We start from the raw sequence: 16,560 nt of genomic DNA, 5'->3' as shown, positions 1-16,560 counted from the left end.
CTTGGGGGCGTTTTCGGGGGCGTTGCTGCGGGGCGGTTTCGGGTCCGTCTGCGTCGCGGGCGGGCGCGGCGGATCAGAAGTACAGCGGGCCGGACTGCCAGTAGGCGACCGCGATCGCCGCACACGCCGGCACCAGCGCGAGCGCGACCACCACCAAGAGCCGCGCGCCGCGCATCCGCTCCCCGGCGGCGGTCGCCAGCTGACCCAGCCGCGGCAGCCCGGCGAGCGCACCTTCGGCCAGGAACACCGGCAGCAGCAGGATCAGCGCGAGCGGGGCCGACTGGGTGTAGAACGCCAGGATCGCCACCAGCCCGATCAGCGGCAGCGCCGCCGCCATCCGCCCGGCGGATCCGAGGCCCGCCGGCGCCGCGCCAGCGCCCGCCATCGCGCCGGTCAGCGCGGCGGTCAGCACCAGGTTGACCTGCGCCATCGAGTAGGACGAGCCGTAGAACGCGACCCCGGCGGCCGCGATCCCGCCGACCAGCAGCAACAGCGCGCCGCCCGGGCTGCCCGCGCGTTCGACCCGCGCCAGCGCCCAGATGCCGGCCCCCACCAGCAGCGCCCCGGTGACCCAGGCGGCCACGTCGGGGATCATCAGCCGCGGCCAGCCGATCCAGACCACCGCCAGCGTCAGGCCCGCGATCCCGGCCGCGCGCCGCTGACGGTCGTCGTTCAGCCGCGGCAGGCCGAGCCCGAGCGCGCCGCCCAGCAGCGCCAGCCACCACAGCTTGTCGATCGCGCCGTTCGGCGGCACGGCCGGCCAGCCCTGGAGCGCCACCTGCCCCGCGACCAGCCCGGCGATCACGCCCAGAGCCACCGCCAAGCCGTGCATGCGGGCGCGCGCCGCCATCGCCGCAAGGGCGACCGCGAGGCCGAGGGCGAACGGCATGGCAAGCGTCTCCAGCATGGCGTCGAGCACGGTGGCGTTGATGGCGGACCTCCTGACGGACCGGCGGCGTTCGGTTCTCATGCGCCGCCTCTAACGTAGGGCGCATCCGGGCGCTGACCAATCGTGGCGGGGTGAAAACACTGTCGCACCCCGGTAAACCGCGACGCTTGCAATTCAAGGACCGCGCGACGCTCGGTGCGGACCGGCAGCCGGCGGCGGGTAGGCAGCCGGCGGCGGGTAGGCAGCCGGCGGCGGGTAGGCAGGCGGCGGGCGCGGCGATACCGTGGCGTCAACCGGCCGCCTCAATTCCGCCCGCCGCCCGGGTGCTCGCCCGCCGCCGTCATCGAGGTCAACCGCCCCTTGCGCACGCCGTTCGGATCGATCGACAGCGACAAGCTGCGCCATCGCCTGATCGTGGCCCAGTTGATCGGGGCGCCGGTCGGGCTGGTCGTGCTCGGCTGGCTGTTGGTAACCGAACTGCCGATGCAGCGGGTGCGGGACAACTGGGCCGGTTTGGCGAGCGCGGTGCTGCTGGGCCTGCTGGGCTTGGAGCTGTTCGGTGTCCGGCTGTGGCTGATGGCCCGGTTGTTCGCGCTCGACGCGCCGGTGCGCGCGATCTGGCGCATCCACGTGGTGACGATGTTCTACTACTTCTTCCTGCCCACGGGCGTCGGCTACGACCTGGTCCGCGCGGCCAAGCTGGGCGCGGCCTCCGGCCAGGCGAGCGGCTGGCGGCTGGCGGCGCTGGCGTCGATGGAACGGGTCGCCGGCGGGCTGGGGCTGGCGGTGCTGCTGCTGATCGGCCTGCCGTTCGCGGATTTCGCCCAGGACAGCGACCTGCAATGGCTGTACCCGGGCCCGCGGGTCTGGTGGGGCCTGCTGGGCGGGCTCGTCGTGCTTGCGGGCGCGGTTTATCTGCTGGCGCGCAGGCGCTACCCGACGCTCCGGCTGCTGTACCCGGCCACGCTGATCTCGGCAGCCGCCTACGCCGTGCTCGCGGCGGGGATCTGGACCGCCGCCGAGACCTGGGGCGTGGCGATCGACCCGACCGAGGTACTGGTCGCGCTTTCCGGCACGCTGCTGTTTCAGTTGATCCCGGTGAACCTGGTCGGGGTCAGCTTCGGCGAGGTCGCGGCGATCGCGATCTACATGGCTTACGGCCTTAGCCGCCCGGACGCGGTGCTGCTGACCACCGTCGCCTACCTGCAGCGGCTCGGCGCCGCACTGATCGGCGCCGGCCTGGAAGGCGTGGCGAGCGCCCGCTGGCTGCTGACCAGCCGCCGCGAAATGCCCACCCCCGCCGACCGTCCGCACCCGGTCGACCTGTCCAACCCGGATCCAGAGCAGCGGCGCTAGAGCAAGATGCTGAAAGGTGAAGCCACCTTTCAGCTGAATCTTGCTCTCTCTTCAAGCCGTTGGAGCAAAATTCACGATCAAGGTCGACTCGACCTTCATCGATTTTGCTCTAGATCGCGCCGGTGCCACCGTCGAAGCGCCGCATCCCCTCTCCCTCGAGGCGAGAGGGAGGGGCCCGCGCGCCGCTCGGCGCGTGGGAGGGTGAGGGTGGGACTCCCCGCCATACGCCGAGGAATTCCACCCTCACCTATCCTCTCCCCTCAAGGGCGAGGGACCCGCCGGGGCGCCGTGCGAAGCCACACGAACCGTACGGTAGGGTGGATTCGCCGCGTCAGCGGCAATCCACCGCTCCGGCGTTGCCGGGCGCAGCACCGTTCGGCGGGTTGCTGCGCGAACCCGCCCTACCGCCCCTCGCACACGAAAACGGCCCCGGAGTCGCCTTCCGGGGCCGTATCGCGGATCGCTCGGGCAGTCGGGCGCGTTACTCGCGCATGATGCCCAGGATGTTCAGGATCCAGATGAACAGGGTGACGAAGCTGCCGTAGAGCATGAACGCGCCGAAGATCGCCTTCTTGCTCTGCACCTCGCCCATGTCGCCCTGGGAATACATGTTCTTGATCATCTGGGTCTCGTAGGCGGTCATCGCCGAGAAGACCAGCACCACACCGATGCTGACGATCAACTCGAAGCCGGTGCTCTGGATGAAGAACATGTTGACCAGCATCGCCACCAGAAGGCCGATCACGGCCATCATCAGGAACGCGCCGATCGGGCCCAGGTCGCGCTTGGTGGTGTAGCCGTACAGGCTGACGCCGGCGAACGCCGCGGCGGTGTAGAAGAACGCGCGGGCGATCATCATGGCGTCGCCCTGGGCGGCGTACATGGCGAAGATCGGGCCGAGCAGCGCGCCCCACATGCCGGCGTAGAGCCAGAAGACGCCCTGCGCCACGCCGACCGACTTGCTCATCATCAGCCGCGGCGCGAAGAAGCCCAGCCCGAGGATGCCGATGAACAGCACCCAGATCAGGCCGCCCTGGATGGCCTGGAGCAACGCCGGGCTGGTGGCGACGACCATGGAGATGGCGCCGGTGAAGGCGACGCCCAGACACATGTAGTTGTAGACGCGCAACATATAGTTGCGCAGACCGACGTCGACGCCGGCCGCCTCGGCCTGTGCGCCGGTCATATAGCGGCGATCGGGACCTTGAGCCATTTTACCCTCGTTCCTCAGTTGCCTGGCTGTCTCGTCAAAGCCTGGCGGGTGTAGCTTGGCTGAAAAGCCGTGAGCTTACGACTAATATTGTCGCCGCGACCGGCGGGTTCAAGCGATTTGCGCAAATGCCGTGCGAAAATTCGCCCGACCGCCGTGCGGCACGCACAACACGGCGCGGTTCGGCGAAGAGCCTAGCCGTTCCGCCCATGCCTGTCGATTGCTCCGAGATTCCCTATTCGTTGCGCAGCAGCGGGGCCGCCTTCTGCTGCAGGGCGCGCCAGGTGCCGGCGAAGCCGAAGGCGAGCGTGACGGCCGTCGCCGCCACCACCGTGCCGGCGATCGCCATCGGCAGCACGGCGAATGCGCCGTCCATCACTTCCGTCATCACGATCCAGGCGGCGAGCGTGCCGATCGCCGCCGCGATCGCCGCCGTCACCAGGCCGAGCAGGCCGTATTCCAGCAGGAACGCGCCGGTGACGTCGCGCTTGGTCGCGCCCAGCACCTTGAGCACCACGGAATCGTAGATCCGCCGGCGGTGCCCGGCGGCGATCGCGCCGGCCAGCACGAACGTGCCGGCGAGCACGGTGATCGACGCGGTCGACCGCACCGCGAGCGCGATGTTCCCGAGGATGTCGCCGACGCGCTCGAGGACGTCCTTGACCCGGATCGCCGAGACGTTGGGGAACTGCGCGCTCACCGCCTTCTCCAGCGCGGCTTCCCGGGCGGCGTCCATCTGGACGGTGGCGATGTGGCTCTGCGGGGCGTTGGACAGCATGCCGGGCGAGAACATCATGACGAAGTTGATCTGCAGGTCCGACCATTCGACCGCGCGCCAGTTGGCGATCTCCGCCTGGATGTTCCGGCCCAGCACGTTGACGGTGATGGTGTCGCCGGGCTGCAGGCCGACCTTGCGCGCGACCTCCGCGTCCAGCGACATCAGCGGCCTGCCGCTGTAGTCGGCGGGCCACCAGCTGCCGTTCACGATTCTGGCGTTGTCGGGGGGCGTGCGGGCCCAGGTGATGCCGCGGTCGCCCTGGAACACCCAGCGGACGTCCTCCGGGATCGTCGCCTCGCTGACCGGCGTGCCGTCGACCTTCACGATCCGCCCGCGCAGCATGGGCACCGAGTTGACCTCCTGGACGCCCTCGAAGTCGCGGACGGTGCGCTTGAACGCGTCCAGCTGGTCCGACTGGATGTCGATGAAGTAGAAGCCGGGCGCCTGATCCGGCATCTGCTCGGTCACCTGGCGCTGCAGGTTGCCCTCGATCAGCGCGATCGCGACCAGCACCGTCAGCCCGAGGCCGAGCGACATCACCACCGATCCGGTCGGCGCGCCCGGCCGGTGCAGGTTGGTGACCGCCAGGCGAAGGCCCGGCCGGCGCGCGCGCGGCGCCTTGCGGGCCAGCCAGATCACCCCCGCCGCGGCCAGCCGGAAGGCGAGCAGCGCGCCCGCCGCCGCCGCGACGAAGCCGAGCGCGAACCAACGGTCGTTGGCGTTCAGCACCGCCAGGCCCGCCAGGGCCAGCGCGCTGGCGGCCGTGGCAAGCCAGGCCCAGACCGGCACCCGGGCGGTCTGCTGGGCGACCACGTCGCGGAACAGGGCGGCCGCCGGGATGCCCTGCGCGCGCGCCAGCGGCCACAGCGTGAACGCGAGCGTGGTCAGCAGGCCGAACGCGGTCGCGATCGCCAGCGGCTGCCAGTACAGCCCGACCGCGACGTCGAAGTTCAGGCGGTTCGCCAGGATCGGCCCGCCGACGAGCGGGATCGCCGCGCCCAGCACCAAGCCCAGTCCGATCCCCAGCAGCGCCAGCACCAGCACCTGCGCCAGATAGGTGAAGAACACCAGCCTGGCGGGCGCCCCCAGGCACTTGAAGGTCGCGATCGTGGCGCGCTTGCCGTCCAGGTAGGCCTTGACCGCGTTGGCGACCCCGACCCCGCCGACCAACAGCGAGGTCAGGCCGACCAGCGTCATGAACAGCGTGACCCGCTCGACGAACCGGCTGATGCCCGGGGCGGCGTTGTCCAGCCCGCGGATCCGCCAGCCGGCTTCCGGGAAGCGCGCGGTCAGGCGCTGCTTGAAGGCGGCCTGGTCGACGCCTTCGGGCAGATCCAGGCGATAGTGGTGGTAGACCAGGCTGCCCGGCCGCACCAACCCGGTCGCGGCCAGGCTTTGGTGGCGGACCAGCACGCGCGGGCCGAGCGTGAAGGCGCGGGCGGCGCGGTCCGGCTCGCGGGTCACGGTGCCGCGGATCTCGTAGGTGAGCTCGCCCAGGCGCAGCGGATCGCCGACCGCCAGCCCCAGCTTGTTCAGCACGGCCGGGTCGACCAGCGCGCCCCAGGTCCCGTCCGTCCGGCCCAGGGCGGTGTCCAGCGGCTGCGCCGGTTTCACCCCGACGCGGCCGTAAAGCGGGTAGGCACCGTCGACGCCCTTCAGCTCGACCAGCGTCCGCCGGCTTTCGCCGGCGAAGCCGTCGGGCGTGCGCGCCATCGCCCGCAGGTCGGTGGTCTCGGACAGGCGTGTCGTGTGCTCGCGCAGGTAGGCGAGCTGGTCTTCGTTCGCCGCCTGGTGGATCAGGCGGAGCTCCATTTCCCCGCCCAGAAGGGCGCGGGCGTCGTTGTTCAGGCCCTGCAGCATCGCCTGCGACAGCGAGCCGACGCCCGCGATCGCGGCGACGCCGAGCAGCAGGCAGGCGAGAAAGATCTTGAAGCCGTTCAGCCCGCCGCGCAGCTCGCGCCGCGCCAGCCGGGCCGCCAGCGGCAGATCGTCGGCAAGGGTGGTCATGACGTTCGCGCGTTCCTCAGCCGGCCTTGCGGGCGGCGGACGTGCCGGGGTTGGCCTGCTGCGTGCTGGCCTGCTGCGGGGCGGCCTTGTGCGTGGCGGCCTTGTGCGTGGCGGCCGGGGCGCGCCCGTCGTCGGTGATGTGACCGTCGATCAGCTGCACCCGGCGGTCGCAGCGCGCCGCCAGCTCGGGATCGTGGGTGATCAGCATCAGCGTCGAGCCGTCGGTCCGGCACAGGTCGAACAAGAGGTCGATCACCTGCCGGCCGGTCTCGCCGTCCAGGTTGCCGGTCGGCTCGTCCGCCAGCAGGATCTTCGGCCCGGTCGCGAACGCGCGGGCGAGCGCGGTGCGCTGCTGCTCGCCGCCCGACAGCTGGCCCGGATAGTGGCTCAGGCGGTGGCCCAGACCGACCTTGTCCAGGCTCTCCGCCGCCCGGTCGAAGGCGTCCCGGCGCCCGGCGAATTCCAGCGGGATGGCGACGTTCTCCAGCGCCGTCATGGTCGGCACCAGGTGGAAGTCCTGGAACACGATGCCGACGTTCTCGCGGCGGAAGCGGGCCAGCGCGTCCTCGCGCATCGGCCCGAGGTCGTGGCCGGCGACCGTGACCGCGCCGCCGGTCGGCCGCTCCAGCCCGCCCACGACCATCATCATGGACGACTTGCCGGACCCCGACGGCCCCACCACCGAGACGGTCTCGCCGCCGTCGATCGCGAGGTCCAGCCCACGCAGGATGTGCACGTCGCCCGCCTGGCTGGGCAGGGTCAGTTCCAGGCGGTCGAGCCGGATCAACGGGTCAGTGCTCAAGGAAGGTCTCCTGAGTGGTTGAAAGCCGCGCGCGAGGCCGAAGCGCCAATCCCCTCTCCCTTGAGGGGAGAGGGGACCCGCCCAGACGCCCGTCGAACAGTGCCACAGCCGCGTGTTGCTCTTGTCCCCCGGGGTGCCAAACCCGATATGGCGTTGCACCCGCTGGTTTCAATTCGAGGGAACGAGGCGCCATGACCGTCCTCCGCCGCCTGCTCGCCGCCGCCGCGCTCGCCGTGCTGCCGTTCGCGTGCGCTACGGCGCAGGACGATACCATCACGATCATGGCGTTCGGCGACAGCCTGGTGCACGGCTACGGCCTGCCGGCGGGCGCGCCCTTCCCGGCCCAGCTGGAGCGGGCGCTCCGGGACAAGGGCTATCAGGTCGAGGTGATCAATGCCGGCAGCTCCGGCGACACTTCCAGATCCGGGCGGTCCCGGCTGTCCTGGGTCCTGCAGGACCGGGTGGACGCCGCGATCGTCGTGCTGGGCGCCAACGACGCCCTGCGCGGCATCGACCCGGCCGTCACGCGAAAGAACCTGGACGCCGTGCTGCGGACCCTGGACGAGCGGGGTGTCGCGACGCTGCTCGCCGGGATGAAGGCGCCGCGCAACATGGGCAAACGCTACGTCCAGGCGTTCGACAGCCTGTACCCGGAGTTGGCTAAGAAGCACGATGTCGTGTTCTACCCGTTCTTCCTGAAGGGCGTGGCCATGCAACCCGACCTGAACCAGTCCGACGGCATCCACCCCAACGCCAAGGGGGTGGCGGTGATCGTCGACAATATCCTGCCCAAGGTGGAACAGCTGATCGACCGCGTGCGTTCCAACGCCGCGAGCTGATTTCCCGCCGAACCGACCCGACCGATCCGACGGCCGCGCGGACGTACGCCCCGAACCGGGGTGTACGCGTACGCGCGGCCGACGCGTTGTTACGGAGCTAGCGCATGCACTACCGCCAGCTGGGGCGTACCGACATCCAGGTGAGCGAGGTCTGCCTCGGCACCATGACCTGGGGCACGCAGAACACCCAGGCGGAGGCGTTCGAGCAGATGGATACCGCGCTCGAGGCGGGCGTGAACTTCTTCGACTGCGCGGAGATGTACCCCACGCCCTACGCCGACGAGACGCACGGCGGGACCGAGGAGATCATCGGCAACTGGCTCGCCGCCCGCGGCACGCGGGACAGGATCGTGCTGGCGACCAAGGCGCTCGGCCCCGGGGCGCGGTTCCAGCACGTGCGCGGCGGCCCGCGGTTCAACCGGGGCCAGCTGGAGCAGGCGGTCGACGCCAGCCTGCGCCGGCTGCGGACCGACCGGATCGACCTCTACCAGCTGCACTGGCCGGAGCGGCCGGCGAACTACTTCGGCAAGCTGGGCTTCGACCTGGCCGGCGACGACGGCGACTGGACGCCGTTCGAGGAGACGCTGGCGGCGCTGCAGGCCCTGGTCGACAAGGGCAAGATCCGCCACATCGGCCTGTCGAACGAGACGCCCTGGGGCACCCTGCGCATGCTGACTGAGGCGGAGGCCGGCCGGGGCCCGCGCGCGGTCTCGGTGCAGAACCCCTATTCCCTGCTCAACCGCTCGTTCGAAGCCGGGCTGGGCGAGGTCGCGGTGCGCGAGGACTGCGGCCTGCTCGCCTACGCCCCGCTCGCCGCCGGCACGCTGACCGGCAAGTACCTGCATGGCGCCAAGCCCGCGGACGCGCGCCTGACGCTGTACCCGCAGAACAGCCGTTACTGGAAGGACCAGGGGATCAAGGCGGTCGAGGCCTACGTCGACTGCGCCAAGCGCCACGGCCTGGATCCGGCGCAGATGGCGATCCAGTACGTCCTGTCCCGCCCGTTCACCACCAGCGCGATCATCGGCGCCACCAAGCTGTGGCACCTGAAAAACAACATCGCCGCCAAGGACCTTCGGCTCAGTGACGAGCTGCTGGGCGAGCTGGAGGAGATCCACACGGTCTACACCTACCCCTGCCCGTGAGGGGGTGGGGCGCGGGCAGCCTCCTCACCCGGTCCCGCTCCGCCCGGAGGCGAAGAGGGAACCCGCCACAACATCCCCTCTCCCTTGAGGGGAGAGGGTGGGGCCCGCGCGCCGATAGGCGCGTGGGAGGGTGAGGGTGGGACTCCTCGCCGTATGCCGCGGAGTCCCACCCTCACCTGTCCTCTCCCCTCAAGGGAGAGGGACCCGCTGCCTCGCCCTGCGACCTCGCGGGCGCCCGTTCGCAGGGCATGGCGGCGGGTTCCCTCTCCGCCAATGGGGGAGAGGGACAGGGTGAGGTGGCTTGCACGTCCTTCGATACCGGACGGCCCCTCCGCCGCGCCCCGCGCTTGACCGACCTATCCGCCCGCGCCAGCGTTGCTGCCTGATGGGAGGTGGTCCGCCATGATGCGCCTGTTCGTCGCCCTGCCGCTGCCCGAAGAGCTGCGCGAGCGGATGGGCGGGTTCGCCGGCGGGCTCGACAACACGCGCTGGGTCGAGCCCCGGAACATGCACCTGACCCTGCGCTTTCTGGGCGAGCTGGACGGCCACCAGGGGCGCGATATGGCGGCCGAGCTGTCGGGCATCGATGTGCCCGCCTTCGACATGGAGCTGAAGGGCCTGGGCACGTTCGGGTCGGCTAAGAAGGTGCAGGCGCTGTGGGTCGGCGTTGAGGGGCCGGAGCCGCTCTACCGCCTGCAGACCAAGATCGAGCAGGCCGCCCAGCGGATCGGCCTGGCCGGCGAGCGGCGCAAGTTCAAACCGCACGTCACGATCGCCCGCTTCAAAGGGCCGCCGGGCCGCAAACTTGGCGATTTCCTGCAGGCCTACGGCCTGTTCAGTTCGGGCCCGATCTACGTCGACCGGTTCCAGCTGGTGTCCAGCCAGCTGACCCCCAAGGGACCGATCTACCGGGTCGAGGCGGAATATCCCCTGACCCCGCGGCCAAGCGAAGCCGAACAGGGCGTCGGCTAATTCCCCGAGACTTCGCGGCGCTTGTCACCGCCGGGCGGCCCGGCTATCACCGCGCCCGGGAACCACGACCGCAAGCAGGGGAGCGCCCACGCCATGGCGAGCAAGACCGTCCTGATCCTGCCCGGCGACGGCATCGGGCCGGAGGTGATGGCGCAGGTGCGCCGGATCGCCGACTGGCTGAACCAGCACCGCAACCTCGACGTCGGGTTCGACGAGGCGAAGGTCGGCGGGGCCGCGATCGACGACGAGGGCGCGCCGATCACCGACGCCACGATGCGCAAGGCGCAGGACGCCGACGCCGTGCTGCTGGGCGCGGTCGGCGGGCCGAAGTGGGACGGTCTGCCGTTCGACCAGAAGCCGGAGCGCGGCCTCCTGCGCCTGCGCAAGGAGATGGCGCTGTTCGCCAACCTGCGCCCGGCGCTGGTGTTCGAGCAATTGGTCGAGGCCTCATCTCTGAAGCCGGACCTGGTGCGCGGGCTCGACATCATGATCGTCCGCGAGCTGACCGGCGGCGTCTATTTCGGCGAGCCGCGCGGGATCGAGGACCTGGGCGGCGGCGAGCGCCGCGGGGTCAACACCCAGGTCTACACCACCAGCGAGATCCGGCGGGTCGCCGCGGTCGCCTTCGAGCTGGCGCGCAAGCGGCGGAACAAGGTGGTCTCGACCGAGAAGGCCAACGTCATGGAATCCGGCGTGCTGTGGCGCGAGGAGGTGGAGCGGCTGCGCCGGGAGCAGTTCGCCGACGTCGAGCTGACCCACATGTACGCCGACAACTGCGCCATGCAGCTGGTCCGCCAGCCCAAGCAGTTCGACGTCATCGTCACCGATAACCTGTTCGGCGACATGCTGTCCGACGAGGCGGCGATGCTGACCGGCTCGCTTGGCATGCTGCCCTCGGCCTCGCTCGGCGAAGCCGACGCCGGCGGCCGGCGTCAGGCGCTCTACGAGCCGGTGCACGGCTCCGCGCCCGACATCGCCGGGCAGGGTGTCGCCAACCCGCTCGCCACCCTGCTGTCGTTCGCCATGATGCTGCGCTACTCGTTCGACCGGGGCGACGACGCCCAGCTGGTCGAACGCGCGGTCGAAAACGCCCTCGCCCGCGGCCTGCGCACCGCCGACATCGTCCAGGACGGCACCACGCAGGTTTCGACCGGCCAGATGGGCGACGCGCTCTTGGAGGAGCTGGGCAAGCTCGCGTGGTAGGGGCGCTCTCGGATTCCCGCCGCCCCCAACTGAATCCCTCCTCCAGTGGGAGGAGGGGCAAGGGGACGAGGGTGCCGCGATATAGGCCGCGGGCAACCTCCTCTCCCTAGCCCTCTCCTCCCACTTGGAGGAGAGGGAACAGGGCAGTTGGAGGAGGGGGAACAAACCCCGCAGCGCAACATGCTCACGCCCCGCCGCCTTGCGTCGCGGGGGTGCGCCGCGTACCAATGCCGGTCGAGCCGAGATCGCATCCCAGCCGTTAAACGAGGACGCATTCCATGGGTTACAAGGTCGCCGTCGCCGGCGCCACGGGCAACGTGGGCCGCGAGATCCTGAAGATTCTGGCCGAGCGCGAGTTTCCCGCCGACGAGGTCGTGGCGCTCGCCTCCGGCCGGTCGGCCGGGCGCGAGGTCTCGTTCGGCGAGGACCAGACGCTGAAGATCCAGGACATGTCCAAGTTCGACTTCAAGGGCGTCGACATCGTCCTGTCCTCGCCCGGCGGCGAGGTCTCCGCGGAATATTCGCCCAAGGCCGCCAAGGCCGGCGCGGTGGTGATCGACAACACCTCGAAGTTCCGGATGGAGCCGGACGTCCCGCTGGTCGTGCCGGAGGTCAATCCCGAGGCGATCGCCGGGCACACCAAGCGCGGCATCATCGCCAACCCGAACTGCTCGACCATCCAGATGCTGGTCGCGCTGAAGCCGCTGCACGACCTGGCCGGGATCAAGCGCGTGGTGGTCTCGACCTACCAGTCGACCAGCGGCTCGGGTAAGGACGCGATGGACGAGCTGTTCAACCAGACGCGCGGCATCTACATGAACGAGCCGGCGCGCCCGTCCAAGTTCACCAAGCAGATCGCGTTCAACGCGATCCCGCACATCGATTCCTTCATGGACGACGGCGCGACCAAGGAGGAGTGGAAGATGGTCAACGAGACCAAGAAGATCCTCTCCCCCGACATCAAGGTCGCCGCGACCTGCGTGCGCATCCCGGTGTTCGTCAGCCACGGCGAATCGATCAACGTCGAGTTCACGCGCGAGGTCAGCGAGGACGCCGCCCGCGACGCGATGCGCGACTTCCCGGGCCTGACCGTGGTCGACCACCGCGCCGACGAAGGCTACGTCACGCCGGTCGAGGCCGCGGGCGAGGACGACGTCTATGTGTCCCGCATCCGCAAGGACCCGACGGTCGACAACGGCCTCGCCTTCTGGTGCGTCGCCGACAACCTGCGCAAGGGCGCAGCCCTCAACACCGTCCAGATCGCCGAGACCCTGATCGAGCGCTTCTGGGCCAAGCAGCGCGCGAACGCCTGACGGTCGTGCCCGGCGGGTGGTGCGGGCGCGCCACCGCAGAAGGCACGGCGGCGCACGAAGGGCGGCCGGCGCAATGTCCGGCCGCCCTTTTTTGGTGCGACGGGTGCCTCCAACACCCGGTCGGCGGGACGACGCGGTCGGGCGCCGAGCCGCCTACTGGGCGGCCTGCCGGGGTGCGAAGGCGCGTTCCATCTCCGCCCGGGCCGCGACCGCGCCGTCCTCGGGGTCGAGCTCGACCGCCGCGCGCGGCACCACCGCGCCCTGCGGCACGTCCTGGCGCAGCGTCAGGCCGTGGGCGAGGCCGATCGGCAGCGCGCCCGCGGCCAGGCTGTCGGACGCCGGCATCAGCCGGCCCCAGACGCAGTAGCCGCCCTCGCCGTCCAGCCGCTCGCCGGCCTTGAGGTCGCGCTTGGCGACCGCGACGACGTCGCCGTTGAACGCCGCCGGGGCGCCGGTCGGCTCGCGCCGCAGCGCCGCGCTCGCGACCGAAACGCCGAGTTCGAGCCCGATCAGGTGGTACGGCCGGTAGAGCGCGCTGTAGGTGCCGGAGACGTCGGTCACCAGGCCGTATTCCCGGAAGCATTCGCGGGTGTAGTCGCTGGGCGCCGCGAAGGTGACGTAGACGCCCCAGCGCAGGTCCCGGTCGATTTTCCGGCCGTCGCGCTCCAGCGAGGAGACCACCTCGACCTGGCCGGCGCGGTGCAGCCGGCCGCCCACCTCCGGCGGGCGCAGCACGTGGGCGAGGTCGTCGACCGAGCACGGCGGGAAGGCGAGCCCGTCCGGCGGCACGCCCAGGTCGGCCGCGTTGGCGACCGCCGCCATCTCGATCCCCGACTTGGTGCCGTCGATGAAGGAGTTGAACATCTGCGCGTTCATGCCGGCGCGTTCGGCCGCTTCGCGGGCGATGCCGTAGAGGTCCCAGACGGTGTCGGGGGTGGAGCGGTGGAAGCTCTCCAGGTACTTGGTCCCCTTGCCCGCCGCGACCACCGGCAGGCCGCTGGTCCGCGCCCAGTCGACCAGCTCGCAGATGATCGCCGGCTGGTCGCCGTAGGCGAGCGAATAGACCAGCCCCGCCCGGGCGAACTCCTGCGCCAGCAGCGGCCCGCACAGCGCGTCCGCTTCGACGTTGACATTGACCAGATGGCGGCCGTGCCGGACGCAGGCGCGGGCGTGGCGGATGCCGGCGGCCGGGTTGCCGGTCGCCTCGACCACGACGTCCAGCCCGTCGGCCGCGATCAGGCTGTCGGCATCCTCGACCACGGCGGTGGTGCCCTGGTGCAGCGCGGTGCCGAAGTCGCGGGCGCGCCGGTCGGCCGCGAAGCCGGCCTCGCCCAGCGCGCCGTGGGCGCTCGTCGGGTTCATGTCGGCGACGCCCAGCACGTGCAGCCCCGGCGTCTGACGCGCCTGGGCCAGGAACATGGTGCCGAACTTGCCCGCCCCGATCAGGCCGACCGTCACCGGCCGGCCCGCCTCGGCGCGCTGGCGCAGCATGCGATACAGGTTCATCGCCGATCCACTCCCCAGAACGTAGAACGTGGTCTTGGTGTCGTCGGGCCGGAGGCTAGACGGCCGCCGGCGGCGCGGCAAGGCGCGGCGACCCGGTTTGACCTCGCCGCGCGGCCGGCGCACCTCCCATACGAGGGCCACACAGAAGAACGATCGGGAGGGCATACGCCGATGGACGAGGAAACCTTCAACACCGGGGTCCGCAAGTTCCTGAAGAAGGTCGGCGTGACCTCGCAGCAGGAGATCGAGAAGGCCGTCCGCCAAGCGCTCGAGGATGGCCGCCTGAACGGCGACGAGACGCTCAAGGCGAACGTCAAGCTGACCATCGGGCAGCTGGACGTCGAGGTCGACATCGACGGCGACATCGACCTGACGTAGGGGCGGCTCTACACCTCTCCGCTCCCCCCGACTTTCCCCGCGCCGCCGCTGGAGGCTTTTGCACAGCTCGCGTGGGCGCCCGTAAGGGGTCCTTCGGCACGGACGCCTTCGGCGTTCCACTCAGGATGAAGGATTCGGTTTATCAGGAACTTACCGATAACTTCATGCCGAGCAGCTAGCGGCGGGCTGGCGTGTCGAAGCACGCCACACGACTGCGCATGCCCGCGTGCAAAAGTCTTTCCACGCGGAGGGAACAGGGAGAGGAGGTTGCCCGCGGCGCCGATACCCCGTGTGCGCGTGTACGCCATGCCGCGTTCGAAGGCTAAACGCCCGCACGTACACCCGTACGCGCACGGCCCGACTGCCGCGCGCGCCTGGCCGCGCCTTGCGGCTGCCGGCGGGGCAGGGCGGCCGGCTGGAGCAAGATGCTGAAAGGTGAAGCCACCTCTCAGATGAATCTTGCTCTCTCTTCAAGCAGTTAGAGCAAGATTCACGATGAAGGTCGAGCTGACCTTCATCGATTTTGCTCTAGACCCGTTCGGACGCGTGTTCGTCGAGGATCTCGCGTTTGCCGACGTGGTTGGCGGGGGAGACGATGCCCTCGTTCTCCATCCGCTCGATCAGGCGGGCGGCGCGGTTGTAGCCGATCGCGAGCTGGCGCTGCACGAACGAGGTCGACGCCTTCTTGTGCTGGCAGACCACCTGGACCGCCTGGCGGTACAGATCGTTCTCGCCGCCGTCGCCGCCGGAGTCCGAGCTGCCCGGCAAGACGGAGCCGGCGCTCTCGTCCTCCTGCGTGACGTCCTCGACGTAGTCCGGCGCGGCCTGCGCCTTCAGGTGGCCCACCACGTCCTCGACCTCGTTGTCGGCGACGAACGGGCCGTGGACGCGGGTGATCCGGCCGCCATGCGCCATGTAGAGCATGTCGCCCTGGCCCAGCAGCTGCTCCGCGCCGGTCTCGCCCAGGATCGTCCGGCTGTCGATCTTGGAGGTGACGTGGAACGAGATCCGGGTCGGGAAGTTCGCCTTGATCGTGCCGGTGATGACGTCGACCGACGGGCGCTGGGTCGCCATGATCACGTGGATGCCGGCGGCGCGCGCCATTTGCGCCAGGCGCTGGACGGTCTGCTCGATCTCCTTGCCGGCGACCAGCATCAGGTCGGCCATCTCGTCGACCACCACCACGATGTGCGGCAGCGGCTCCAGGTCGAACGGCTGCTCCTCGTGGATCGGCTGGCCGGTGTCGGGGTCGAAGCCGGTCTGCACCTTGCGGGTCAGCACCTCGCCGTTCTGGCGCGCCTGCTCGATCCGCTGGTTGTAACCGGCGATGTTGCGCACGCCGAGCTTGGACATCGCGCGGTAACGGTCCTCCATCTCGCGCACCGTCCACTTCAGCGCGACCACCGCCTTCTTCGGGTCGGTCACCACCGGCGAGAGCAGGTGCGGGATGTCGTCGTAGACCGACAGCTCCAGCATCTTGGGGTCGATCAGGATCATCCGGCAGCGCTCCGGCGGCAGCCGGTAGAGCAGGCTGAGCAGCATCGCGTTGACCGCCACCGACTTGCCGGAGCCGGTCGTGCCGGCGATCAGCAGGTGCGGCATCTTCGCCAGGTCGACGATCGTCGGGTTGCCGGAGATGTCCTTGCCCAGGGTCAGCGGCAGGGCGCCGCCGTCCTTCTCGAACTCCGCGCTCGCCAGCAGCTCGCGCAGGCCGACCTTCTCGCGCGTCTTGTTGGGCAGCTCGATGCCGATCACCGAGCTGCCGGGCACGACCGCGACGCGCACGCTGACCGCGGCCATCGAGCGGGCGATGTCGTCGGCCAGCCCGACCACCCGGCTGGTCTTGGTGCCGGGCGCGGGCTCCAGCTCGTAGCGGGTGACCACCGGACCGGGGCGGACCTTCACGATCTCGCCCTTCACGCCGAAGTCCTGCAGCACCTGTTCCAGCAGGCGCGCGTTCTTTTCCAGGGAGTCGCGCGACGGTCCGCCCTTCTCCTCCGGTGCGACCTGGCCCAGCAGCGACAGCGGCGGCAGCTCGAACCCGTCCTCGCCGAAGCGGAAGCGCTGCTGGTCGTCCTTGGCCGCCTTCTTGGACGGCTGCGCCTTGGGCGCGCGCGGCTCGACCTGGGTCTGCTTGCGCGGCGGCTCCGGCGGCTCGACTT

The 16,560-nt window shown here is 70.3% G+C and carries 13 protein-coding genes; 7 read left to right on the top strand and 6 right to left on the bottom strand.

Translation table 11 applies throughout. The features are described 5' to 3' along the window. Nucleotides 1-73: 73 nt before the first annotated feature. Entirely contained in the window at nucleotides 74-970 is an 897-nt protein-coding gene (locus CKO28_RS21180) for a hypothetical protein (protein WP_200342815.1), read from the bottom strand. A 279-nt stretch (nucleotides 971-1,249) separates the two neighbouring features. Here CKO28_RS21180 and CKO28_RS21175 point away from each other — a divergent pair, with 279 nt between their 5' ends. Further along, complete coding sequence (locus tag CKO28_RS21175) at nucleotides 1,250-2,245, top strand: hypothetical protein (protein WP_200342814.1); 996 nt, start codon at nucleotides 1,250-1,252, stop codon at nucleotides 2,243-2,245. 481 nt (nucleotides 2,246-2,726) lie between these two features. Here CKO28_RS21175 and CKO28_RS21170 read toward each other — a convergent pair whose 3' ends face one another. The 3 genes from CKO28_RS21170 to CKO28_RS21160 all read right to left on the bottom strand — a co-directional run bounded on the left by CKO28_RS21170 (nucleotide 2,727) and on the right by CKO28_RS21160 (nucleotide 7,042). Further along, nucleotides 2,727-3,458, bottom strand: coding sequence for a Bax inhibitor-1/YccA family protein (locus CKO28_RS21170; protein WP_200342813.1), 732 nt, complete (start codon nucleotides 3,456-3,458; stop codon nucleotides 2,727-2,729). 232 nt (nucleotides 3,459-3,690) lie between these two features. Further along, nucleotides 3,691-6,240: an ABC transporter permease gene (locus CKO28_RS21165; RefSeq protein ID WP_200342812.1), complete on the bottom strand. Its 2,550-nt coding sequence runs from the start codon at nucleotides 6,238-6,240 to the stop codon at nucleotides 3,691-3,693. Nucleotides 6,241-6,256: 16 nt separating this feature from the next. After that, the gene (locus CKO28_RS21160; protein WP_242480704.1) at nucleotides 6,257-7,042 is read right to left on the bottom strand and encodes an ABC transporter ATP-binding protein; all 786 of its coding nucleotides are present in this window, start codon (nucleotides 7,040-7,042) and stop codon (nucleotides 6,257-6,259) included. A gap of 191 nt (nucleotides 7,043-7,233) precedes the next feature. Here CKO28_RS21160 and CKO28_RS21155 point away from each other — a divergent pair, with 191 nt between their 5' ends. The 5 genes from CKO28_RS21155 to CKO28_RS21135 all read left to right on the top strand — a co-directional run bounded on the left by CKO28_RS21155 (nucleotide 7,234) and on the right by CKO28_RS21135 (nucleotide 12,514). Then, on the top strand, nucleotides 7,234-7,881 hold the full coding sequence (locus tag CKO28_RS21155) for an arylesterase (protein ID WP_200342811.1): 648 nt from the start codon (nucleotides 7,234-7,236) through the stop codon (nucleotides 7,879-7,881). Nucleotides 7,882-7,985: 104 nt separating this feature from the next. Further along, nucleotides 7,986-9,026 carry an aldo/keto reductase gene (locus CKO28_RS21150; RefSeq protein WP_200342810.1) on the top strand — a complete coding sequence of 347 codons (1,041 nt, stop codon included), beginning with the start codon at nucleotides 7,986-7,988 and terminating at the stop codon, nucleotides 9,024-9,026. A 402-nt stretch (nucleotides 9,027-9,428) separates the two neighbouring features. After that, entirely contained in the window at nucleotides 9,429-9,998 is a 570-nt protein-coding gene (thpR, locus tag CKO28_RS21145; protein ID WP_200342809.1) for an RNA 2',3'-cyclic phosphodiesterase, read from the top strand. 93 nt (nucleotides 9,999-10,091) lie between these two features. Then, nucleotides 10,092-11,201: a 3-isopropylmalate dehydrogenase gene (gene leuB / locus CKO28_RS21140; protein WP_200342808.1), complete on the top strand. Its 1,110-nt coding sequence runs from the start codon at nucleotides 10,092-10,094 to the stop codon at nucleotides 11,199-11,201. A gap of 278 nt (nucleotides 11,202-11,479) precedes the next feature. Next, nucleotides 11,480-12,514 (top strand): aspartate-semialdehyde dehydrogenase, encoded by a 1,035-nt coding sequence (locus CKO28_RS21135; protein ID WP_200342807.1) that lies wholly within the window; start codon nucleotides 11,480-11,482, stop codon nucleotides 12,512-12,514. Between the two features lie 153 nt (nucleotides 12,515-12,667). Here the strand turns inward: CKO28_RS21135 and CKO28_RS21130 are convergent, their stop codons facing one another. Next, a complete protein-coding gene (locus CKO28_RS21130) occupies nucleotides 12,668-14,020 on the bottom strand; it encodes an NAD(P)H-dependent oxidoreductase (RefSeq protein WP_200342806.1) in 1,353 nt (450 codons plus the stop codon). A gap of 171 nt (nucleotides 14,021-14,191) precedes the next feature. Here CKO28_RS21130 and CKO28_RS21125 point away from each other — a divergent pair, with 171 nt between their 5' ends. Then, entirely contained in the window at nucleotides 14,192-14,398 is a 207-nt protein-coding gene (locus tag CKO28_RS21125) for a DUF6494 family protein (RefSeq protein WP_200342805.1), read from the top strand. A gap of 528 nt (nucleotides 14,399-14,926) precedes the next feature. Here the strand turns inward: CKO28_RS21125 and CKO28_RS21120 are convergent. After that, on the bottom strand, nucleotides 14,927-16,560 hold a 1,634-nt coding region (locus CKO28_RS21120; RefSeq protein WP_200342804.1), incomplete at its 5' end, for a DNA translocase FtsK.

Source organism: Rhodovibrio sodomensis, from assembly GCF_016583645.1.
Taxonomy (GTDB): Bacteria; Pseudomonadota; Alphaproteobacteria; order Kiloniellales; family Rhodovibrionaceae; genus Rhodovibrio; species Rhodovibrio sodomensis.
Note: the sequence above shows the minus strand (reverse complement) of the source record. Positions and strands in the feature narration are given on the sequence as shown.